The sequence below is a fragment of the Solibacillus isronensis genome (assembly GCF_900168685.1).
Lineage (GTDB): Bacteria > Bacillota > Bacilli > Bacillales_A > Planococcaceae > Solibacillus > Solibacillus isronensis_A.
This window is the reverse complement of sequence record NZ_FVZN01000009.1, coordinates 133,407-156,786: the sequence shown is the minus strand read 5'-3', so window position 1 is coordinate 156,786 and position 23,380 is coordinate 133,407. Positions and strand designations below refer to the sequence as shown.

Here is a 23,380-nt window from a genome sequence, read left to right as displayed (position 1 = left end):
AAGAGGAAATTTCATGGTATTACTAGGTTCTCTGTTAAATGCATTATTTATCATTATCGGTGCATTGGTTGGCCGTATCTTTAAAAATATTCCGGAATCCATGCAGCAGACAGTGCTATCTATTATTGGTTTAGTTGTTGCGCTATTAGGAATTCAAATGGGATTGGAGAGTACGAATTTTATTCTCCTTATAGTCAGTTTAATCATCGGTGCGGTCATCGGTGAATGGCTCGACCTTGAAGGGAAATTTAATCGCTTCGGTCAATGGATTGAATCCCTCTTTGGAAAGCGCGCACAAAAAGGAACGATTGCAGAGGGGTTTGTTACTGCAACGCTCATTTTTGTTATTGGCTCAATGGGAATTCTCGGTGCTCTTGATAGCGGCTTGCGCAATGATCACAATATCCTCATCACTAAAGGGATTATCGATGGATTTATGTCGATTATATTAAGTTCAACTTTAGGAATTGGTGTCCTACTATCGGCGGTTCCTGTACTTTTATATCAAGGCTCGATTGCATTATTTGCAGGCGTTATTAGTACATATATTCCTAGTGAAGCACTGGATCTATTCATCACAGAAATGACGGCTACAGGCGGTATTATGATTATGGCAATTGGTTTGAATATTGCCGGCTTAACGAAAATCCGTATAGCCAATCTGCTGCCAGCGATTTTGATGGTCGGAATACTCGTTGCCATTATTTTTCCGTTTCAGTAAATGGCGCTGCCATGCTAAAACAAGTGCCCGAACGATTTTATCACTCATAGAATACGTAACATGCAGTCTCGTATTTTGTAATACTTTAGCTTCCATAAAGCCTCCTACGTTAACAATTCCTTTAACAGAAATGTTACCGATAGGGGGCAACTCTTTTTTCACGGCTTTTCCAGGATAAAGAGGACCTTGTTGGATAAGAATAGAACCAATCGCATTTGATTCACCTAAACAAGCATCAATTGCAATAATAAAGGGTTGCTCTTTTTCATTAATAAGCTGTTCGTAGCGCTCTACAATATTGAGCGCATGAAGTGGTGCCTGCAATGTTCCAACGACCGGAAATGGAAATGAAAAAGTTTGGTGCAGCTGGCTGCCGATAATCGGGCCTAGCGCATCACCTGTAGATCGGTCTGTACCGATACAGCAAAAAATAAGTTCTTCATGGTCAAACGGAATCGTTTTTAGAAAGATTTCGCTCAGCTCCCAAACAGCGCTCGTCTGCTCGTAATGGACGCTATAATTTTGTGGACAGGCTTGTGTCATATTATCACTCCTTTAATTTTTTGATTTAAGTAGATTACTCGAGAAATAAGATAAAGTACGATATATTTATGCAGTATATTCAATTTTAAAGTTTGTTATACAAGAGGTGGTAAATTTGGAAGAAGATTTGAAATTAGATTTAGAGGAATTTGCTGAAACGGATATTAAAGGGCTCGCACACTATACGACAAAGCTTTGGGAATATGTCACAAGTGCAGAATTTTTGGAAAAAATTATTGTAGCCAGCGCGAAAATTCTAGCGATTATCATTATTTCGTATCTTGTTGTTTTTATCGGCAAGAAGATTATTCACCGAGTATTTATGCTGCGTGTAAGAAATAATGAGCGTCGACAGCTTACAATTGTAAAGCTGCTGCAAAGCGTACTGAGCTATTTAGTGTACTTCTCTGCCATTATGGGGATTTTATCGGCTCTGAATATACAAGTTGCCGGGTTACTTGCAGGGGCAGGAATTGCTTCTGTAGCCATCGCATTTGGTGCGCAAAACTTAGTGAAGGATGTCATTACAGGATTTTTCATTATTTTAGAGGATCAGTTTGGTGTAGGGGATTTTGTGAAAATCAATACGGCTGAAGGTACCGTTATGGAGATTGGTCTTCGTACAACGAAGGTGAAAGGTATTACAGGTGAACAATTTATTATTCCAAACGGCAGTATTGTAGATGTCATCAACTATTCCATCAATAACTCAAAAGCTACGATAAATATGCAAATTTCGCTCGATGCGAATATTGAAAAAGTGCAAATGGTTATACAAAACTATTTGGATACATTACCGGAAAAATATGAGGAACTTGTTTCTGCACCTGTCTTTTTAGGTGTCACAAATACGACAAGCACAGAAGCGACAATTGCTATTACAATAGAAACATTACCATTACAGCAATATTCAATATCACGTATTATTCGGAAAGATGTTATCGACATCTTAACACGCAACGGTATTCCTCTTGCTGTACCGAAAATGATGTTTTATGAGCGAAATCAGGGAGGAGAATAATAGATGGAAGCAAAGCAGTACGGTCTTAATGACGTTGTGGAAATGAAAAAACAACATCCTTGTGGCACAAACGAATGGAAAGTAATTCGACTAGGTGCCGATATTCGCATAAAATGTGAGGGTTGCGGACATAGCGTTATGATTCCACGCCGCGAGTTTGAGAAAAAAATGAAGAAAATTTTACGTCAGGCAGAAGAAGTCTAAAAGCAAAATAGACTTTTATGCCCGCAATCAATATAATAGACAAGGTTGTAAAATTTAATGGACAGAAAAATCCATAAATGAATTAATAATAAATTTAAATGAACTGAACATAGAAAGGTTGTGTCAATATGGCATTAACAGCTGGTATTGTTGGTTTACCAAACGTAGGGAAATCGACTTTATTCAACGCAATTACAAAAGCAGGCGCTCTTGCGGCTAACTATCCGTTCGCAACAATCGAACCGAACGTAGGCAGTGTAACTGTTCCTGATGAGCGTTTAGACAAATTAACAGAATTAGTAGTACCAAAGAAAACAGTTCCGACAACTTTTGAATTTACAGATATCGCAGGTATCGTAAAAGGTGCTTCTACTGGTGAAGGTTTAGGAAACAAATTCCTTGCTCACATCCGTGAAGTAGATGCAATTTGCCAAGTTGTTCGTTGTTTTGAAGATGAAAATATTACACATGTTTCGGGTACAGTAAACCCGATCGATGATATTGAAGTTATTAATTTAGAGTTAATTTTAGCGGATATGGAATCAGTGGATAAACGTATTGCTCGTGTAGCAAAAATGGCGAAGCAAAAAGATAAAGAAGCAATGGTAGAAGAGCCAATTCTTCAAAAGCTTAAAGAAGTATTAGAAGCTGAAAAACCTGCTCGCGCGGCAGACCTTTCAGATGACGAGAAAAAAGTAATCAAAGGTTTACACCTATTAACGATTAAACCGATGCTTTATGTTGCAAACGTTTCTGAGGATGAGGTAGCGGATCCATCTGAAAACAAGTATGTAAAAATGGTACAAGAATACGCAGCAGCTGAAGGCGCTCAAGTAATCACTGTTTGTGCGAAAATTGAAGAAGAAATCTCTGAGTTGGAAGACGATGAGAAAAAAGAATTTTTAGCTGAATTAGGAATTGCTGAATCAGGTTTAGACCAATTGATTAAAGCTTCATACAGCCTATTAGGTTTAGCTACTTACTTTACAGCTGGTGTGCAGGAAGTTCGTGCATGGACATTCCGCAAAGGTATGAAAGCACCACAATGTGCCGGTATTATTCACACTGACTTTGAACGCGGCTTTATCCGTGCTGAAACAGTAGCATATACGGATTTAGTAGAGTACGGTTCAAAGCCGGCTGCAAAAGAAGCAGGCCGAGTGCGCGCTGAAGGTAAAGAATATGTAGTACAAGACGGCGACGTAATGGAATTCTTATTTAACGTATAAAATAAAGCAAAGGGATACTCCGGATAGTACTATCCGGAGTATCCCTTTTTCTGTTTATTAGTTATTCCCTTTACCAGGTTTGTCTGGCTGATTGCCTTTACCAGGTTTTTCAGGTTGGTTCCCTTTACCGGGTTTATCTGGCTGATTACCCTTACCTGGTTTTTCAGGTTGATTTCCTTTGCCTGGTTTACCAGGCTCCTCTGGTTCTTCCGGTGTACTCACTTTTTCCCTTTCAAAAGTTAATTGCATATCATCAAAATAGGCACCATTCGTTGTAAAGTAATTCGAAGTACCAACAGAAATTCGCGCATATTTGGCTTCTGCTGGTGCTGTTACTACGGCTTGAACAGTTTGCCATTCCTTATGACCGCCACGTACGTGAATGATACTTTCATTATCTTTATCCGTACCTGTCTGTACTCCATTTTCATCATAGTAACGGAATAGGAGTGTGGCACTACCATCTTCCAAAAATAGCTTTGTAGAGGCAGTATAGGTCTGTCCAGCATCAATAGGAATAAGATTAGATTGAGCAAATACTGTTTCGTTTTGAGCAGTATCCACTATTTTTAAACTATTCTCCCCACTGTGAGCACGTACAGAACTTACCTCAAATATTGCATTTGGAGAAAATGTACCAAACAATGAAGACCAACCAGAAATTATGCTATCAATTACAGGTTCTTCAAAGCTATTGTTTTCAATTTCAACATAAACCGTCTCCATTTCAGGTATTTCAGGTGTTACAACCTGACCCCCATCAATTACAGGGATCATATATAGATGAGTTGCAGTAGCATCGATATAATAAATATTTTCATTACCTGCTGCATCTTCGGCTAATACCATGAAGTCAATTTCAGGACCACTTGAAATGAGTGAGACAAAGTCCAGCGTTTCTGGATTTATTACCGTAAGTTTACCTGCAACATCTGTATATAATAGACCGTCTTTTCCAAATTCGATATGAACTGGTCGCCACATGCCACGGTTTTTAATAGTGGGATACAAATTTTTATATTTCACAATATCCAGTGTTTCCGGATTTAAAGCAAAAATAATACCATCTACCGCTCCCCACAATAAATTATCTGGTCCGAATGTTAAGCCGCTTATCATTGGTGGTGCATCTAATTCGTCAATAGCCAGCTCTGTTTCTTTTATTACACGCTCTTCAGCAATATCCCAAATAAACAGTTTAGCTTCAGATGCAGTCGGGTTAATATCTAGGCCGCCTCGTATTGTTGTTGAACCGTATATTTTGCCATCATGCATTGCTAAGCCAACAATACTTTGGTCTTTAATAATATCAGTATACGTATTTCGTTCACTTGTAGTTGGATCATAAATCGTAAGAGATCCGCCTAGCTTTTGATAGTTGGGGATTGTTCCGATTAATAGTTTATTCTCTTCAAATTTCATAATGTAAGGACGATCTTGATTGTAATCTGTTTTTAATTCAAACAGTGTTTCACTTGTTAATGTGTCAGTATTCATCTTTTGAATTACTGCGCCCGGGTAAATACCGAAATAAAGGTCACTATTATTACCGGCGATTATTCCTTCTGCCTGTCCTTGACTATAAGTAACAAACTGATTTGTTTTAGTATTGAACTTAGAGCCTTTCGGACCACCTGGGTAAGTCGTCATATATAGATTACCATCAGGACCTTCTCCTAAATTGTGCAATTTTAAAGGAGAAGCAACCATTACACCTGGTAAGGTTTGAGACTTACCTGTTTGCAGATTTGCAATGACAAGCTGTCCCAACCTTGACATTGTCACAATTGAATCACCCGGCAGTTCAGCAGTATTGAATTGTAATATGGCACCACCACGTAGCCCCGCAGCATAGCCGATACCTGTTCGACGAATTTCAAGTGTTGTCATATCGACTTCTACAAATTCACGATTGTGGACTACATACATTTTGTTATCTTTAGAAGGGAGCTGAATAAATCCAAAGCTGCCAACATCATTTGTTGTCCCATCATGTAATTTCCCGAGTTTAAAATCTTCGACCCACTGCTGAGTTTGCAGATTATAAATTAAAATAGCTCCTTCTTTTCCTTCATCAAAGCGTGTCACTAAATACTGGCCGACGATTGACATATCATATGCAAAATTAATTTCTTCTACTGTTTTACCGATTATTTCCGGAACATTTTTTGTAATATCTTCTTTTTCGAATGTAGTAGCATTAATACGATATACCTTTCCAGAAACACCTAAACCAGCATATAAATAGCCTTCGTAGTATTCTAAAGAACGAACATAGCTTGCCGTTCCTTCATCGATCTTTCCTAAATCGATAAACTGTTCTGTTGCTATATCATATTTAAAAATTCGCCCATTGCCTTCAGCGTAAGAACCTACATATACGTTTCCAGCTTCATCTGTAGTACTGCTCCATAATTGATGTTCGGCATTCGGTGTACCAAGTTTAGAAAGTTGTTTTGTTTGAGGGGAATAGCTCCATACTTCACCCACATTTGTACTAGTTAATGCAGCTATAAATACAGTGCCATCTTTTGATATTGAGTGGCTCCAAACTTGGGAGATGTTATCCATTTGTTTAGAGAATAACAATTCATTTGTTTTAACATCGACAATATTAAAAATGCCGCCGTTAGCTGTTGAGTATACAACGTCTTTCCCATCCTCCTGTCCAAAGACAGCATTAATTAAAACGACTTCGGATGCCCCGATCCCTAAGTTGACGGGTTCTTTAAAACCGCGGTTGTTTAACTGGGCCATTACATTATCACCGTTAGCATAGGAGAGATTACTAAATCCTAGCGAGACAGCAATGACCATAATTGAAACAATAATCATTTTTAATCCTTTTATAAACAATTGACTGAACATGAAAAACCTCCTTTTTCCTTTAATAGGAAATATTTTATCGGAAAATTCGGTTAATTGTTGTCCTCTTAATGTCTTTAAATCACATATAGAAATAATTGATTAAAAAGGATTATTCAATATAGGTCTATTAGTATAATAAAGAAGCGGTTTTATCTTAAAAGATAGGGAAAACTATAAAAATAAATTTAGTTATGTTTGGAAACGGTGAACTTCTTTAATCATGAAAGGAAAATTTATTTTGAATAATAATTTATAAAGTATTTTTACAAGGCATCTGAGGTTGCACCTAATGGTTAACTATGATACAATTCATTGATGTGAGTAATAGAAGTTACTTACTCCTTGCTCCCTATTTAGTAGGAGAGCCCAAGTCCATAAGGAGGTGCAAACACAAATGAGAAAGTACGAATTAATGTACATCATCCGCCCAAACATTGAAGAAGAAGCGAAGAAAGCTTTAGTAGAGCGTTTCCAAGAAATCTTAACTTCAAATGGTGCAGAGATCACAGAAGCAAAAGATTGGGGTAAGCGTCGTTTAGCTTACGAAATCAATGACTTCCGCGAAGGTTTCTACCAAATCGTGAAAGTTAACGCTGGTACTGAAGCTATCAACGAATACACTCGTCTAGCTAACATCAGCGAAGACATCATCCGTCACATCGCAGTACGCGAGGAAGACAAATAATTTTTAAATTTAAATGCTGAAAAAAGGAGGGTGCATTGATGATTAACCGTGTCGTATTAGTCGGAAGACTTACAAAGGATCCAGAGCTTCGTTACACACCGAGTGGAGTTCCAATGGCACGCTTTACGATTGCCGTAAACCGTACATTTTCGAGCCAGTCTGGTGAACGCGAAGCAGATTTCATAGGCTGTATCGCCTGGAGAAAACAAGCTGAAAACTTAGCAAACTTCATGAGAAAAGGGAGTTTGATTGGTGTAGAAGGTCGTATTCAAACAGGTAGCTTTGAAGGACAAGATGGAAAGCGTGTGTATACAACAGATGTCGTTGCTGATTCAGTGCAGTTCTTAGAACCACGTGGAGGAGCTAATGCATCACAAGGTGCACCAAGCCAACAATACGGCGGAGGGCAAAATTATGGTGGTCAGCCATCTTATAATCAGCCTAACCAACAATTTGGAGGCGCGCAATCTCAGGATTCTTACGGTTCTTATCAACAGCCAGCTCAAAATCAGCAAAACTATACACGTGTAGATGAAGATCCATTTGCAAACAGTAAAGGACCGATTGAAGTATCTGAAGACGATTTACCGTTCTAAGAACTTCACATCTATAATTAAAAATTAAAAGGAGGAACACGATAATGGCACCACGTCGCGGAGGCCGCAAACGCCGTAAAGTTTGCTACTTCACTTCAAATAACATTACGCACATCGACTACAAAGATGTAGATCTTTTAAAGAAATTCATCTCTGAGCGCGGTAAAATTTTACCACGTCGCGTAACTGGTACTTCTGCTAAATACCAACGTAAACTTACATCTGCAATCAAAGTTTCACGTATTATGGCATTATTACCATTCGTAGCTGAAGAAAAATAATAATTTTTTTTAAAAGTACAGCATAGGCTTAATTGCCTCTGTTGTACTTTTTTTATTGTCCAAAGTTTTTATAGTTCCATAATAAAAAGGCTGCCACAAGATTACTTGTGACAGCCTGAGAGGTGCAGTAGCCTATTTGCAGGCTATTGAATTATTATTTTGTAATTAATTCAAGATTGACTGGAATCACTTCTTCAACCGTTTCACCGTTTAAATGAGCAATCGCTGTTTCCATTGCAATCTTTCCGATCTCATCAGGTTTTTGCGCAACCGTTGCAGCTAAACTTCCTGCTTTTACAGCGGCTACCGCATCATCAGTCGCATCAAAGCCGACTACTACGATCTTCTTACCTGAAGCCGAAATTGCTTCTTGTGCACCTAATGCCATTTCGTCATTATGTGCAAATACGGCTGTAACATCCGGATTTGACTGCAGAATGTTCTCCATTACTGTTAAGCCTTCTGAACGGTTAAAGTTCGCTGTTTGCTTTGCAACGACGTCTAGTATACCCGTGACAGCTTCATTGAACCCTTGTCCACGATCACGTGCAGCAGAAGACCCTGCCACACCTTCCAATTCAACAACTTTGGCACCTTCACCAACCAACTCTGTAATATATTCTCCTGCCAGCTTTCCGCCAGCTACGTTATCAGAAGCGATATGTGATACGACTTCGCCGCCTTCAGATGAACGGTCTACCGTGATGACCGGAATATTTAAAGCATTAGCAGATTCAACTGCAGTTGCAACAGCAACAGAATCAACCGGGTTAATGATGATCAGATCAACGTTTTGTTGTATTAAATCTTCAATATCGGATGCCTGCTTGGACGCATTATCCTGCGCATCTACAATCGTTGTTTTCACACCGAGCTCTTTTGCCTTTGCTTCTGCATTTTCACTTAGCGTTACGAAGAAAGGATTGTTTAAAGTTGAAATAGATAAACCGATTGTTAATGTATCATTACTGCTTTCTGTTGATGTAGCCGATGTTCCGAAAGAAGGTTCCAAAGAGAAGCCTGGTTTTACCGAACAAGCCGACAGCATCACAGTGGCCAAAAGTGCCATTAATAATATTAATTGTTTTTTCACGCTAATGACCTCCTTCTAAGCTGTTTTTTTACGGTCAATTAACACCGCGATTAAAATAACAATTCCTTTTACTACTTGCTGGAAGAATGAAGAAACACCGATTAAGTTCAATCCGTTATTCAATACACCGATAATCAAGGCACCTACTAGTGTCCCGAAAATCCATCCTTTACCGCCTGTTAAACTTGTCCCACCTAATACAACTGCTGCAATTGCATCCAATTCATAAGATGTTCCTGCTGTTGGCTGTGCAGAGTTTAGACGAGATGTTAAAATCAGCGCAGATAAAGCAGCTAACATACCTGTTAATGAGTATACGGCAATTTTTACACGATCCACATTGATTCCTGATAATTTAGAAGCCGCTTCATTGCCGCCTACTGCATAAACACGGCGACCGAATGTTGTTTTATGCATAATTACATATAACACAATGAAAGCTAGAATCATTGTACAAACTGGAACTGGAATACCGAAGAAATATCCTTTACCTAACATTTGGAATGTAATTTCATTTCCTAAGTCTGAAACAGGACGACCATCCGTATACACTAATGTTAATCCACGATAAATTGTCATTGTTGCCAATGTTGCGATGAATGGTGCTACTTTTCCTTTTGCAATGATGACACCATTTACAGCACCAAGAACGGCTCCTAGTAATAAGGCCGCTAGAATTGTTAATACAGGATCTATTCCTGAAGCTAGCATTGTGGCAGCTACGGCACCTGTAAGGGCTAATGTTGATCCAACCGATAAATCGATGCCGCCAGTTAAAATAACAAAAGTCATACCAAATGCGATTAATGCACTAATCGAAACTTGACGTAAAATATTTAAAACATTATCTGTTGTCATAAAGCTTGGATTTAAAATTGTAATGACAATTACAATTAAAAATAATCCTAAAAGAGGACCTAGCTTTCCTAACATTTCTTTTGAGCTAGTTTTTAACAATTTCTTCTCCTCCTGTTGCGTAATGCATAATAGTTTCTTGTGTTAAGTCAACATTGTCTAAAATAGCTGTTTGGCGTCCTTCGTGCATGATCATTACACGGTCAGCCATACCTAACACTTCCGTTAGCTCTGAGGAAATCATTAAAATGGCTACACCTTCCTCGGCCAACTGATTCATAATTGAGTAGATCTCCTTTTTTGCACCGATATCAACACCGCGAGTAGGTTCGTCCAAAATTAAAATATCCGGTTTTGTACTTAACCACTTTGCGATAACTACTTTTTGCTGATTACCTCCGCTTAATGAGCCGACAGGCTGTGTCGCATCACTGCAGCGAATATTTAGCTGCTCAATATATTTCGCAGCATGCAATTGCTCTTGTTGTGGTTGAATAAAGCCACTCTTTGCAATCGTTTTCAAATTTGTTAAAAACATATTTTCCTTAATTGAAAAATCCAGTACAAGACCTTCTGTTTTACGGTCTTCTGTCACAAATCCAATTCCGTATTTCATTGCTTGAATCGGGTTTTTGATCGTCGCTTTTTCTCCGTGAATGAAAATATCACCTTTAGACTTTTTAAGATTACCGAAAATCGCCTGTGCTACTTCTGTACGGCCTGCTCCCATTAAACCGGCAAATGCTAAGATTTCTCCTTTACGAATCTGGAAGTTAATATCTTTGCATACCGCAGGACATGTTAATCCTTTTACTTCTAGAGCAACGTCCCCAATTTTTGCATCACGGCTTGGATAACGTTCACCAAGCTCACGTCCGACCATCATTTTAACGATTTCATCAAAAGTTGTTTTTGGAATTTCACGAACACCAACATACTCACCATCACGTAAAATCGTAATACGATCACAAATTGCAAAAATCTCTTCCATACGATGTGAAATATAAACAAACGAAATACCTTTTGCTTTCAGTTCTCTAATCGTTTCAAAAAGTGTTTCAATTTCACGATCTGTAAGGGCAGCTGTCGGTTCATCCATTACGATATACTTTGCTTCTGAATTAATTGCTTTGGCAATTTCAATTAGCTGTTGTTTTCCGACTGACAGCGAACCGGCAGGCTGACGTACATCAATATGCAAACCGAGTTTTGCCAACAGTGCCTTTGCTTCTTTATTCATTTCGCGCGTACGAAGGAATCCTGTACGACCGATTGTTTTTTCTTTTCCTAAAAAGAGGTTTTCCGCTACAGATAAATGCGGCAGAATATTTAATTCTTGGTGAATTACGTGAATACCTAAGTTTTCTGCGTCTTTTGCTGAAGTAAATGTATACGACTGACCGTCAACTAGCACGTCACCGTTATCACGCGAGTAGATACCGGCCAAAATTTTCATCATCGTTGATTTACCGGCGCCATTTTCACCCATTAAGGCGTGGATTTCCCCGTCTAACAGGGTGAACTCAACATTGTTTAATACGACGTTGCCATTGAATGCTTTTCTTATGCCCTTCATTTCAATCATGTTCCGTCACCTACCTTAGAAAATTACGCCGCTTTGTAGCATGATATTGGCGTATGGTGTCATTTCACCTGTACGAATAATGACCTTTGCTTCGCTCGACATCTTTTTGAATTGTTTGTGGGATATATATGTAACCGGTTCCACAATTTTCAATAAAGAAGAATGAATTGTTTCGTTTGCGGTTACTATTTCTTCTGCTAAGTAACTATGTTCTACTTGTAGATCTTCTAGAACAACTTCTAAAATCGTCATAAATCCTGGTTCTCCCAGTTTGTATGCTAAATCGATACATGTAACGCCGTCCGGAATTGGTAAGCCGCAATCGGCAATAACAATTTTGTCTGTATGACCTAAACGTGCAAATATACCGGCTAATTCGCGATTTAAAATGCCTTGTTTTTTCATTTTGCGCCTTCCTTTCGAGCAGTTACTTCCTCTAATTTTGGCATACCACCTTGGGCTCCAAATTTTTCAACGGATAATGACGCCGCTATATTCGCAAAAAATACTGCTTCTTCAATCGACTGACCGTTTGTAATAGCATGTGCGAATGCACCGTTAAATGTATCACCGGCACCTGTTGTATCAACAGCTGTCGTTGTATATCCTTTTACGTGCACATGTTTTGTTCCATCGAAGTAGCGCGCACCATCTTCACCTAATGTTACGATTAACTGATTTGGGTATTTTTCTAATGCTGCTTCAACATCGTCTCCGAAAAGTAAGGCACATTCAGTTTCGTTTGGTGTTAAGAATTTAATGTAAGGCATCCACTCAATGTCGAAGTTTGCTGCCGGGGCAGGGTTGAATAGTACCGGTACTTGAAGCTCTTTACATAACTTTAAGCTGTACTCAATCGTCTCTACTGGTATTTCAAGCTGCATCACTACTAACTGGCTGTTTTCGATAACAGTTTTTGCTGAAGCAATCCCTTCTGGTGTTACTTTAGAGTTTGCGCCTGGAACAACGACAATACGGTTGTCCGATTCGTGGAGTAAAATATTTGCAATGCCTGTAGCACCATTTGTATTTATCACTAAGCTAGTATCTATATTTTCTTCATTCAGATTCGCACGCAGCTCCGTACCGAAGCTGTCTGTGCCGACAGCACCTAACATTTTAACTTGGCTGCCTAAGCGTGCAGCAGCTACTGCCTGATTCGCACCTTTACCGCCTGGAACCGTTGTAAATAAGCTTCCTAAAACAGTTTCCCCTTTTTTGGGGAATACATCCATTTGAACGACTAAGTCCATGTTGATGCTTCCTATTACTGTAATCATTTTGCAGCTTCCTTTCTTGTCGTCCCTCGCACAATTAGTTGTGGATCTATATTTAATACCGTTTGTATCAATTCTTTGCCTTCAATCTGTTCAATTAACATTGTTGCGGCTGAAGCACCCATTTTGTATAAATCCTGACCGACCGTTGTTAATGGGGGTGATACCATTTCACCGAGTGAAATACCATCAAAGCCTACAATTTGCAGTTCTTCCGGTACGCGCTTACCAAGCTTATGCGCAATATGAAGTGCAGCAATGGCTAATGTATCGCTGCTTGCAAAAATACCATCTATCTGCGGATTTACAGTTAAAGTCTGTTCTATCGCTTCAGCAGCAACATTAAAATCAAATGTTGTTGTTATAACAATTGGCTCTAGTCCTTGTTTATCAGTTGCTTCAAGAAATCCTGTAAGGCGATCATCCGCAGTTTTTAAACCTTGTGGACCACGTATACAGAGTAACTTTCCAGCTCCATTTGTAAGTAAGTACTCAGCCCCAATCCTGGCTCCTTTTTGGTTATCGGTAGCAACAGTCGGGACTGCTGCATCGATTATTCGGTCAAGAGCAACAATTGGTGTATTAATGGACATATAAACAGAAGGATCCAGTAAGCTTGTTGCCACTATTAAACCGGCAACATATGTTTGTGATAGGCGCTCTAGATATAACAGCTCTTTTTCCATCTGGTCGTCTGAATTACAAAGAACAACTGTATAACCGTAAGACAATGCCATGTCTTCCACTGCACGAGCCAGTTCTGGGAAATATGGATTTTTTATATCGGGAACAATGAGACCAATAATATTGGATTGTTTTTTACTTAATGAACGTGCAACACTGCTTGGCTTATAATCCAGCTCAAGAATTGCTTGTTCAATACGTTCTGATGACTTTTTACTGACATAACCATTTTGGTTTAAGTAGCGTGATACTGTTGCCACAGAAAGATTTGCAACCTTTGCTACATCTTTAATGTTAACCATCTATCCGCCCCCTAAACAAAATGTGTTACCGGTTACATAATATATGCTATACAATACAAATTGTCAACGAAATAAAGGACATAAAGAACAGAAAAACGGCTTTTAATACGTAGAACATAGTTATTCAAACAAAAAATACTCCATATTAAGTTATACTAAAAAAACCATAATGACATACTAATAATTTCTTTTGTACTCTATGCTATGGATTTCTACCCTATATATTGGACATATGCCAGTATTTACATGCCCTTATAATGCTCAAGATGTAAGTAGATTGTTTAAGTAATAGGAGAAGTTAAAGGGAATGTCATAATGGATTGGTTCAATTCATTCTTCTTGTCGTAACGGTTAGTTTGTTTGACCATGCAAAAATGGTACAATAGGAAGGTGAGAAAAGTTGAAAGTAGACTGGTCGAAAAGCAGACCAAATGTAATAGCAAAGTTTGAAAAGTCCTTGCATTATAGTCTAGCGAACAACAGATAAGGAAGGTTCTCCATGCAAAATAATCAATCAAGAAAGCTGGCACATGGTGCAATGATGATTGCGCTGTTTACTGTGCTGATGGCAATCGTATTTTATATTCCACTGGCGAATATTATTGCGGCGATTATTGCTCCATTACCGATGATTTGGTATAGCGCAAACTATAATCGGAAGTCATCGCTTTTAGTCGCAGTGATTGCTGTATTTATTACTTTTTTTATTGGTGGACTGCTATTACTACCCGCTTCGTTAATATTTGCAGCAGCAGGTGTAGCGATAGGGGATGCTATTTATCATAAAAAGAGTAAAGTATTTATGTTTATCTCAACGAGTATTGTCCTGCTGATCACATTTGCGATTCAGTATTTAATTTCATTACGTTTGTTTGAAGTAGATTTTATTCGGGATTCTCTTGCGCTCATGAAGACGAGCTATATGGAATCGATTAAAATGACGGAAAGTCTGACTGGACAACCTGTGCCCAAAGAAACAATGGAATTGGCGAATACAATGTTAGATACGTTGGAAATGACATTACCGGCGTCCATTACATTTGCCATGTTATTTTTAACATTTATTATTATTACCGTTAATTTACCGATTTTAAAGCGTTTAAAAGTAGACGTACCAAAGTTTGCGAAGTTTAGTGAATTACGTTTACCACGATCAGTGTTATGGTATTACTTAATCGTTTTATCAGTGAATTTATTCGTTCGTCCAGAAGCCGGTTCTTCATTGGCTATTATTATGCTAAATATTTCAATGGTATTGTGGGTATTATTAACAATACAAGGTATCTCATTTATACATTTTGTCATTGATGCGTTTGGCTATCCGAAGTTTATAAAAGTTTTAAGTACAATTTTAGCAATACCTCTCTATTCGTTTGTTATTTTAGTAGGTATTGTTGATTTAGGCTTTAATGCACGTAGTTACATTCAAGAAAAGAGTCAGAAATGAGGAGCTGATGGGAATGGGGATTTTTCGTAAAAGACCAATTCGATATCCACTATTAGTATTGTTTTTACTTGGTGCAGTAGCAGCTATCCTTATTATGATGTGGAATGTATGGGTGGGAATAGCCTTTATAGCTATTTATTCAATAGCAGCTTACTACACGGTAAAAGTTGAATTATTAACATATGTAGAAACTGAAAAGCATATTCAAGCACTTTCCTACCGGATGGAGGATGTCGGAAAAGAGGCATTTTTGGAAATGCCATTCGGGATTCTGTTAATGAATGATGAAATGACGGTGGAATGGGCCAACCCGTTTATGCTTCGCGTCCTGCAGCAAGAATCGCTAGTCGGATATGAACTTGAAATGATTTCAGAAGAGCTGCCTCTACTTGTTAAAGAAGACCAAAAAAATGAAACGGTCATTGCTATCAATGATCGGAAATACCATATTTATTATAAAGAAGAAGAGAAACTTTTCTATTTCTTTGATATTACAAAGCAAGTACAGATTGAAAAGCAATATATGGCGGACCGTACAGTACTAGCCATTCTATTTATCGATAACTATGATGAGCTTACGTCTGGCATGGATGATCAGGCACGAAGCGTCACCAATACGATGATGACATCGATTATTAATGAATGGGCAGCACATTATGATATTTTTGTTAAAAGAATCGCATCGGATCGTTACATGGCTGTGTTAAATGAATCGATTCTATCGGAGCTCGAGCAGAAGCGTTTTTCAATTTTAGATGTAATTCGTGAACGAACTTTAATGCAAAAAAACTTATCATTAACATTAAGTATCGGTATTGGTGCAGGCTCTCAATCTCTTGTAGAGCTTGGACAATTAGCGCAGTCGGGGCTGGATCTAGTTCTAGGCCGTGGTGGTGACCAAGTTGCCATTAAGCAGTCCAATGGTAAAATTCGCTTTTATGGCGGTAAAACAAACCCTGTTGAAAAGCGCACACGAGTACGTGCCCGTGTAATCTCGCATGCACTAAGTGATTTAATTCAAGATAGTGACCGCGTTTTCGTAATGGGCCATAAAAATCCGGACATGGACTCAATAGGAGCATCTGTCGGTGTTCGTAAAATGGTTGCGATGAACGGAATTGAAGGGTTTGTCGTAGTCAATTTTGATGAAGTACGCGGAAGTGTAGACCGGTTAATGACCGAGTTGGAGCAAAAAACCGATTTTTACGATCGCTTTATTACACCGGATGAAGCTTTATCAAAAATTACTCCAAAATCACTTGTAGTTATTGTCGATACTCATAAGCCGAGTATGGTAATAGATAGTCGAATATTAAGCAGAACAGATAAGGTTGTTGTTATCGATCATCACCGTCGTGGAGAAGAATTTATCAATAACCCGACATTAGTATATATGGAGCCATATGCATCCTCTACAGCAGAACTCGTGACGGAGCTGCTGGAATACCAGCCTCAAAATGAAAAGTTATTGCCGCTTGAAGCGACAGCATTATTGTCTGGAATTATTGTGGATACAAAAAGCTTTACATTAAGAACAGGTGCGCGTACATTTGAAGCCGCTTCATATTTACGTACATTTGGTGCTGATACCGTGCTGATTCAACGTCTGTTAAAAGAAGATGTAGAAACATATGTAGCACGTTCAAAAATTATTCAAACTGTAGAATTCCCGTTTGCAGGAATTGCGGTTGCAAATGGTGAAGATTCAAAAGTATATGATTCAGTATTAATCGCACAAACTGCTGACATTTTACTAACAATGAAAGATGTCGGTGCCTCGTTTGTCATTGCCCATCGCAATGATGGATTAATCGGCATTAGTGCACGTTCATTAGGAGAAGTAAATGTCCAGCTTGTCATGGAGAAGCTTGGCGGTGGAGGCCATTTAACAAATGCCGCTACCCAAATGGAAGCTCAATCCATTGATGAGGTTAAAAAATATTTATATGAAGCAATTAATGAAGTAGTCGAAGGGAGTAAAGAATCATGAAAGTAGTATTTTTAAAAGACGTAAAAGGTAAAGGCAAAAAAGGTGAAATTAAAGAAGTAGCAGAAGGTTATGCACGTAACTTTTTAATTAAAAACGGTTATGCGAAAGAAGCTAATAACCAGGCAATCAGCGAACTGCAAGGTCAAAAGCGTTTAGAAGAGAAAAATGCGGCGGCAGAGTTGCAGGCAGCGAAAGATTTAAAAGAACAATTAGAAGCAATTACAGTAGAAGTAAAAGCGAAATCAGGTGAAGGTGGTCGCCTATTTGGTTCAGTATCTACAAAGCAAATTGCAGATGCATTACAAAAGAAACATGGCTTTAAAGTAGATAAACGCAAAATGGATTGTAATGAAGGACTTCGTTCATTAGGTTATGCCAATGTACCAGTGAAGTTACATCAAGATGTAAAGGCTACTTTAAAGGTACATGTAATTGAAGAATAAGGAGCGACAACAATGAACGAATCCATGATGGACCGTGTTCCTCCACATAATAGTGAAGCGGAACAATCGGTCATTGGAGCCGTTTTCCTTGAACCACAAGCTCTAATAACAGCATCTGAAATTGTTATAGCAGATGATTTTTATCATATTGCACATCAAAAGATTTTCCAAACGATGCTGAACTTGAGCGATCAGGGAAAAGCAATTGATCTTGTCACTGTAACGGAAGAATTATCAGCAAAAAAAGAGCTCGAGGATATCGGCGGATTAAGCTATATTACGGAATTGGCGAGTGCTGTTCCGACAGCTGCCAATATCGCACATTACGCAAAGATAGTAGAGGAAAAGGCGATTTTACGTCGCCTTATTCGCGTTGCATCTAAAATTGCGGATGACGGATATACGCGTGAAGATGAGGTAGAGGTTCTTTTAGCAGAAGCTGAAAAGAAAATGCTTGAAGTTTCGAACCGTAAAAATGCAGGCGACTTTAAGCACGTAAAAGATGTACTTGTTCAGACCTTTGATAATATTGAACAGCTCCAGTCACGTGACGGAGATGTGACGGGTATTCCTACCGGTTTCCGTGATTTGGACAAGATGACGGCCGGTTTCCAACGCAACGATTTAATTATTGTAGCAGCCCGTCCATCTGTTGGTAAAACAGCCTTTGCCCTAAATGTAGCCCAAAGTGTTGCTGTAAAGGCCCGTGAAAATGTAGCTATTTTCTCACTTGAGATGGGCGCGGACCAACTTGTCATGCGTATGTTATGTGCAGAGGGCAATATTGATGCACAACGCTTGCGTACAGGTGCTTTGGAGACAGAGGACTGGAGTAAGCTTACAATGGCTATGGGAAGTCTATCGAATTCCGGTATTTATATCGATGACTCTCCGGGTGTACGCATGACGGATATACGTGCGAAATGCCGTCGATTAGCAAAGGAAAGCGGTTTAGGGATGATTTTAATCGACTACTTGCAGCTTATTTTAGGTAGCGGTAAGCCAGGGGAAAACCGTCAGCAGGAAGTATCGGAAATTTCCCGTTCTTTAAAAGGTTTAGCACGTGAACTAAAAGTACCTGTAATAGCCTTATCACAGCTATCCCGTGGTGTAGAGCAGCGTCAGGATAAACGGCCGATGATGAGTGACTTGCGTGAATCAGGTTCGATTGAGCAGGATGCCGATATCGTAGCCTTCTTATACCGTGATGATTACTACGATAAAGAATCGGAAAGTAAAGATATTATCGAAATCATTATTGCAAAACAGCGTAACGGTCCAACAGGCACGGTAAGCTTGGCATTCCGTAAAGAGTACAATAAGTTCCTGAATTTAGAATTTACCCCTCCTCCACGAGAGGAATAACATTTAAACACGAACGTTTCACATAAGTTAAATGTGGATGTTCGTGTTTTTTGTTGACATTTATGATTTGAACTTGTTAAAATGTTCATGTTTCATCATTAAGGAATTAAAAGGTAAATTCTTATGAATAAGAATGAAATACTTAATACATAATTTTAGTCGTTAGGTAATTCATTCGTCGGAGGTGCACATAGATGACAGCTGTAGTTGTAGTAGGTACGCAATGGGGAGATGAAGGAAAAGGTAAAATTACAGATTTCCTTTCAAAAAGAGCGGATGCAATCGCACGTTATGCTGGTGGAGATAACGCGGGTCACACAATTAAAATCGGTGAAGAGACATATAAATTGCATTTAATCCCTTCGGGAATTTTTTATCCGGATAAACTTTCGGTTATAGGAAATGGTGTTGTTCTTAATCCAAAGTCAATTGTAACGGAATTAAAAGGACTGCAAGCTAGAGGAATTGATACATCGAACTTAAGAATTTCCAATCGTGCACATGTTATTTTGCCATATCATATTCATCAGGATATTGCAGAAGAAGAGGCACGTGGTGATGAAAAAATAGGAACGACAGCAAAAGGAATTGGTCCTTGCTACCAAGATAAAGTTGCCCGAATCGGGATTCGTGTAGCAGATCTTTTAGATAAAAAAACATTTGAAAAAAAATTACGTGCAAATCTAACATTAAAAAATCGTTTATTTACGAAGTTTTATGAAGTAGAAGGCCTAGAGTTTGATGATATTTTCGAGGAATACTACGCATACGGTCAGGAAATTGCCCAATATGTAACGGATACATCGAAAGTGCTGAACGATGTTGTTGATGAAGGCGGTAAAGTGCTGTTTGAGGGAGCACAAGGGATTATGCTTGATGTCGATCAAGGAACTTATCCATATGTAACTTCTTCAAATCCTGTAGCAGGCGGTACAGCAATCGGATCAGGTGTTGGTCCAACTGCAGTAGAACGCGTTGTAGGTGTTTGTAAGGCATATACATCCCGTGTTGGGGATGGTCCATTTCCATCTGAACTTCATGATGAAATTGGCCAGCAAATTCGCGAAGTAGGCCGTGAATATGGTACAACAACAGGTCGTCCGCGTCGTGTTGGGTGGTTTGATGCGGTTGTAGTTCGTCACTCACGTCGAGTTTCAGGAATAACGGATTTAGCTTTAAATTCTATTGATGTATTATCAGGGCTTGAAACGGTTAAAATTTGTACAGCGTACGAATATAACGGAGAACAGATTACAGAATACCCGGCAAACTTGGAAATCATTGAACAGTGTAAACCTGTCTATGAAGAACTACCAGGTTGGTCAGAAGATGTGACGAACGTTCGCACATTTGATGAGCTGCCGGAGAATGCGAAAAATTATGTACAGCGCATTGTTGAGCTTACAGGTATTTCATTGATGACTTTCTCAGTTGGCCCTTCACGTGAGCAAACAAATATCGTAAATGAAATTTGGAAATAATTATTTGAAGTATAGAGTGTATTAAAAGTCTAGCCGGCTTTTAATACGCTTTTTTTGTTACTAGGAAAAACTATAAATGGATATAAGGAGGGTTAGTGGACTATTTTACCTACTAAAAATGTAACATTCTTTTAGAAAATAATACATTTACATTACAAAAAGACTGGAGTGGTTCATTTGAAATGAGAAATATGGTACATTAGCAAAGTGTGTTTTTAGCAATCGCTAGTTATTTAAAGAAAATACAACATTTTTATAGGACAGATCTAGTCGAAAGGAGCTTTATCATGAGTTCAAAAGGAAACAAGTTAGACTTAAAAAAATCTAATCTAAGTCTATTGAATCGTCATAATAGAAAACTTAAAATGGCTACATTATTTGCCTTACTTGCTTCTACAATGACATTCAATATAGGTTTCGCGAATGAAACAGATAAAGAAAAATTCGCTAAAGTTTTCCACGTTTATGTAGCTGATACATACGTAGGTTCTGTTGCAGATGAAGCAACAGTAAATGAGATTGTCGAGCAAAAAGAGCAAGAGGCAAGCGAACAATATGAAGACTTAACTATTGACGCAGGCGCTGATATCTCACTTATACCAGAGCAAGTATTTACAGTCGAAGCTAATGAAGAGCAGACATTAAAAAACCTTCAAGAGGCAATAACTGTTCAGGCACAAGCCTACTCACTAAAAGTAGGAGAAACAGTGGTTGCATCAGTGAAGGATAAAGAAGAGTTTGAAGCTGTAATTGACGGATTAAAGCTTCAATTTGTGACACAAAATGATTTAAAAGAATTGCAAAACAATGCAACTAAAGATTCTGTACCCGAATTACAAAAGGATGAAACACGCCTGGTGGATCTTACATTATCTACTCCGATTACAGGAGATGAAGTGTTAGCCGAGCCGGCAAATATTGTTTCTGCCAAACAAGCTGTACAACTTTTACAAACAGGTGCATTGGAGCAAGAAGTATATACTGTAAAAGCAGGAGATGTGTTAGGTTCAATTGCAAAAGCACATGATTTAACAACTGCTGAATTATTAAAAATCAACCCCACGCTTAAAGCAGACACTGTCCTTCAAATTGGCGAACAAGTCAATGTAACTGTACAAAAGCCATTTGTTACAGTAAAGGCAGTTTATGAAAAGAAAAAAGTAGAGGAAATCGACTTTGCGAAAATCGTCAAAGAAGATGCAACAATGCTTAAAGGTAAAAAAGTAGTTAAGCAGGAAGGCGAAAAGGGCAAGAAAGAAGTTTCGTACTTAATCACTGAAGAGAATGGTGTCCGTACTGAAAGAATACAATCAGAGGCAAATGTCGTATCTGAGCCTGAAAACCGTATTGTCGTTGTCGGAACGAAAGTGATCCCTTCTGTTGGAACAGGTACTTTTGCTTGGCCAGCAGTTGGTGGCTATATTTCAAGTAATATGGGAGAGCGTTGGGGACGTTACCACTATGGTATTGATATTGCCCGCCCATCAAACTATACGATAAAAGCGTCAGATAACGGTGTTGTCAAAACTGCAGGCCAGCATTCAACATATGGAAATTATGTAGTGATTAACCATAAAAACGGTTTTGAAACATTGTATGCCCATTTATCTCGTATTGATGTAAAAGTGGGACAAGTAGTAGAACAAGGTTCCGCTTTAGGACAAATGGGTTCAACAGGACGTTCAACAGGCACACACTTACATTTCGAAGTTCATAAAAACGGTAAAGAAGTAAATCCGTTATCATATTTAGATTAATCTTTAGCAGTCCAAGACAGAATTGGACTGCTTTTTCTATAATATGGTCTTCAAGTTATTAGAGTGGATAAAATTCAAAAACTATTCTTAAATGGGTGGAATATTTCCCGGAAAATAATCATAGCAGTATAGCTGTATAATGCACCAAACGGCAAAGCATGATAGAGTAGTTATAGTAAAAATAAAGATAACCTTTCATAATTATATAGAGAATTTATGAGAAAAGAGGAATTAGATGATGGATAAAACGATATTAGTTGTAGACGATGAGAAACCAATTGCAGACATTCTGCAGTTTAATTTAATAAAAGAAGGTTATCGCGTCATTTGTGCATACGATGGGGACGAAGCGCTTCAAAGAGTAGAAGAGGAACAGCCGGATTTAATGTTGCTGGATATTATGCTACCTAAACGTGACGGCATGGAAGTATGTCGTGAAGTGCGTAAAAAATATGATTTCCCGATTATTATGCTTACAGCAAAAGGTTCGGAAATCGATAAAGTGCTAGGACTGGAAATGGGCGCTGACGACTATGTAACAAAGCCGTTCAGTACACGTGAATTAATCGCCCGTGTAAAAGCGAATATGCGCCGATTAAATGTGCCTGCTCAAATAGAAGAAGCACAGGCTGAAACGAATGATATTGTAGTCGGTTCTTTAACGATTCAGCCAGATGCCTATTTAGTATTAAAGCGTGACGAGTCAATTGAATTAACACACCGCGAATTTGAACTACTGCATTATTTAGCAAAACATATTGGTCAAGTTATGACACGTGAGCATTTGCTGCAAACAGTATGGGGTTATGATTATTTCGGTGATGTACGAACAGTAGACGTAACAATCCGCCGTTTACGTGAAAAAATTGAAGATAATCCAAGTCATCCTTTATGGATTGTTACGAGACGAGGAGTCGGCTATTACTTACGAAACCCTGAACAGGAGTAAAATA

General features: G+C 38.6%; 22 protein-coding genes. 14 read left to right on the top strand and 8 right to left on the bottom strand.

Translation table 11 applies throughout. The features are described 5' to 3' along the window. Positions 1–13 precede the first annotated feature (13 nt). Positions 14–721, top strand: coding sequence for a DUF554 domain-containing protein (locus tag B5473_RS02995; RefSeq protein WP_079523588.1), 708 nt, complete (start codon positions 14–16; stop codon positions 719–721). On the opposite strand, the gene yyaC is transcribed toward B5473_RS02995, so the two are convergent. Further along, complete coding sequence (gene yyaC / locus B5473_RS02990; protein WP_079523587.1) at positions 638–1,264, bottom strand: spore protease YyaC; 627 nt, start codon at positions 1,262–1,264, stop codon at positions 638–640. The genes B5473_RS02995 and yyaC overlap by 84 nt on opposite strands. 115 nt (positions 1,265–1,379) lie before the next feature. Here yyaC and B5473_RS02985 point away from each other — a divergent pair, with 115 nt between their 5' ends. The 3 genes from B5473_RS02985 to ychF all read left to right on the top strand — a co-directional run bounded on the left by B5473_RS02985 (position 1,380) and on the right by ychF (position 3,718). Continuing rightward, positions 1,380–2,285 carry a mechanosensitive ion channel family protein gene (locus tag B5473_RS02985; RefSeq protein ID WP_079523586.1) on the top strand — a complete coding sequence of 302 codons (906 nt, stop codon included), beginning with the start codon at positions 1,380–1,382 and terminating at the stop codon, positions 2,283–2,285. A gap of 3 nt (positions 2,286–2,288) precedes the next feature. Then, positions 2,289–2,489: a DUF951 domain-containing protein gene (locus tag B5473_RS02980; protein WP_079523585.1), complete on the top strand. Its 201-nt coding sequence runs from the start codon at positions 2,289–2,291 to the stop codon at positions 2,487–2,489. 128 nt (positions 2,490–2,617) lie between these two features. Continuing rightward, positions 2,618–3,718, top strand: a complete 1,101-nt coding sequence (gene ychF, locus B5473_RS02975) for a redox-regulated ATPase YchF (protein ID WP_079523584.1) — start codon at positions 2,618–2,620, stop codon at positions 3,716–3,718. Positions 3,719–3,775: 57 nt separating this feature from the next. On the opposite strand, the gene B5473_RS02970 is transcribed toward ychF, so the two are convergent. Next, positions 3,776–6,586 carry a carbohydrate binding domain-containing protein gene (locus tag B5473_RS02970; RefSeq protein ID WP_079523583.1) on the bottom strand — a complete coding sequence of 937 codons (2,811 nt, stop codon included), beginning with the start codon at positions 6,584–6,586 and terminating at the stop codon, positions 3,776–3,778. 394 nt (positions 6,587–6,980) lie between these two features. Between B5473_RS02970 and rpsF the strand changes: the two genes are divergently transcribed. Genes rpsF through rpsR form a run of 3 tightly spaced genes read left to right on the top strand, consistent with a single transcriptional unit; the run spans position 6,981 to position 8,148 of the window. Next, positions 6,981–7,271 (top strand): 30S ribosomal protein S6, encoded by a 291-nt coding sequence (gene rpsF, locus B5473_RS02965; RefSeq protein WP_008408357.1) that lies wholly within the window; start codon positions 6,981–6,983, stop codon positions 7,269–7,271. Between the two features lie 38 nt (positions 7,272–7,309). After that, complete coding sequence (gene ssb / locus B5473_RS02960) at positions 7,310–7,867, top strand: single-stranded DNA-binding protein (RefSeq protein ID WP_008408356.1); 558 nt, start codon at positions 7,310–7,312, stop codon at positions 7,865–7,867. 41 nt (positions 7,868–7,908) lie between these two features. Beyond that, positions 7,909–8,148: a 30S ribosomal protein S18 gene (gene rpsR / locus B5473_RS02955; protein WP_172954456.1), complete on the top strand. Its 240-nt coding sequence runs from the start codon at positions 7,909–7,911 to the stop codon at positions 8,146–8,148. Positions 8,149–8,302: 154 nt separating this feature from the next. Here rpsR and rbsB read toward each other — a convergent pair whose 3' ends face one another. Genes rbsB through B5473_RS02925 form a run of 6 tightly spaced genes read right to left on the bottom strand, consistent with a single transcriptional unit; the run spans position 8,303 to position 13,944 of the window. Further along, positions 8,303–9,241, bottom strand: a complete 939-nt coding sequence (gene rbsB / locus B5473_RS02950) for a ribose ABC transporter substrate-binding protein RbsB (protein WP_079523582.1) — start codon at positions 9,239–9,241, stop codon at positions 8,303–8,305. Between the two features lie 15 nt (positions 9,242–9,256). Further along, positions 9,257–10,198 carry a ribose ABC transporter permease gene (gene rbsC / locus B5473_RS02945; protein ID WP_079523581.1) on the bottom strand — a complete coding sequence of 314 codons (942 nt, stop codon included), beginning with the start codon at positions 10,196–10,198 and terminating at the stop codon, positions 9,257–9,259. Further along, positions 10,185–11,681 (bottom strand): sugar ABC transporter ATP-binding protein, encoded by a 1,497-nt coding sequence (locus B5473_RS02940; protein ID WP_079523580.1) that lies wholly within the window; start codon positions 11,679–11,681, stop codon positions 10,185–10,187. The genes rbsC and B5473_RS02940 overlap by 14 nt, the downstream gene beginning before the upstream one ends. 15 nt (positions 11,682–11,696) lie before the next feature. Then, positions 11,697–12,086: a D-ribose pyranase gene (gene rbsD / locus B5473_RS02935; protein WP_079523579.1), complete on the bottom strand. Its 390-nt coding sequence runs from the start codon at positions 12,084–12,086 to the stop codon at positions 11,697–11,699. Further along, entirely contained in the window at positions 12,083–12,961 is an 879-nt protein-coding gene (gene rbsK, locus B5473_RS02930; protein WP_079523578.1) for a ribokinase, read from the bottom strand. Before rbsK ends, rbsD begins: the two co-directional genes overlap by 4 nt. After that, positions 12,958–13,944: a LacI family DNA-binding transcriptional regulator gene (locus B5473_RS02925; RefSeq protein WP_079523577.1), complete on the bottom strand. Its 987-nt coding sequence runs from the start codon at positions 13,942–13,944 to the stop codon at positions 12,958–12,960. Before B5473_RS02925 ends, rbsK begins: the two co-directional genes overlap by 4 nt. A 499-nt stretch (positions 13,945–14,443) precedes the next feature. Between B5473_RS02925 and B5473_RS02920 the strand changes: the two genes are divergently transcribed. From B5473_RS02920 to yycF, 7 genes are all read left to right on the top strand, one after another. Next, positions 14,444–15,391 (top strand): YybS family protein, encoded by a 948-nt coding sequence (locus B5473_RS02920; protein WP_079523576.1) that lies wholly within the window; start codon positions 14,444–14,446, stop codon positions 15,389–15,391. A 13-nt stretch (positions 15,392–15,404) separates the two neighbouring features. Beyond that, the gene (locus B5473_RS02915; protein WP_079523575.1) at positions 15,405–17,381 is read left to right on the top strand and encodes a DHH family phosphoesterase; all 1,977 of its coding nucleotides are present in this window, start codon (positions 15,405–15,407) and stop codon (positions 17,379–17,381) included. Beyond that, entirely contained in the window at positions 17,378–17,824 is a 447-nt protein-coding gene (rplI, locus tag B5473_RS02910; protein ID WP_079523574.1) for a 50S ribosomal protein L9, read from the top strand. The genes B5473_RS02915 and rplI overlap by 4 nt, the downstream gene beginning before the upstream one ends. 12 nt (positions 17,825–17,836) lie before the next feature. Further along, positions 17,837–19,189: a replicative DNA helicase gene (gene dnaB / locus B5473_RS02905; protein ID WP_079523573.1), complete on the top strand. Its 1,353-nt coding sequence runs from the start codon at positions 17,837–17,839 to the stop codon at positions 19,187–19,189. Positions 19,190–19,383: 194 nt separating this feature from the next. Beyond that, a complete protein-coding gene (locus B5473_RS02900; protein WP_079523572.1) occupies positions 19,384–20,670 on the top strand; it encodes an adenylosuccinate synthase in 1,287 nt (428 codons plus the stop codon). Between the two features lie 287 nt (positions 20,671–20,957). Then, complete coding sequence (locus B5473_RS02895; protein WP_079523571.1) at positions 20,958–22,427, top strand: M23 family metallopeptidase; 1,470 nt, start codon at positions 20,958–20,960, stop codon at positions 22,425–22,427. Positions 22,428–22,665: 238 nt separating this feature from the next. After that, on the top strand, positions 22,666–23,376 hold the full coding sequence (gene yycF, locus B5473_RS02890; RefSeq protein WP_008408338.1) for a response regulator YycF: 711 nt from the start codon (positions 22,666–22,668) through the stop codon (positions 23,374–23,376). Positions 23,377–23,380 lie beyond the last annotated feature (4 nt).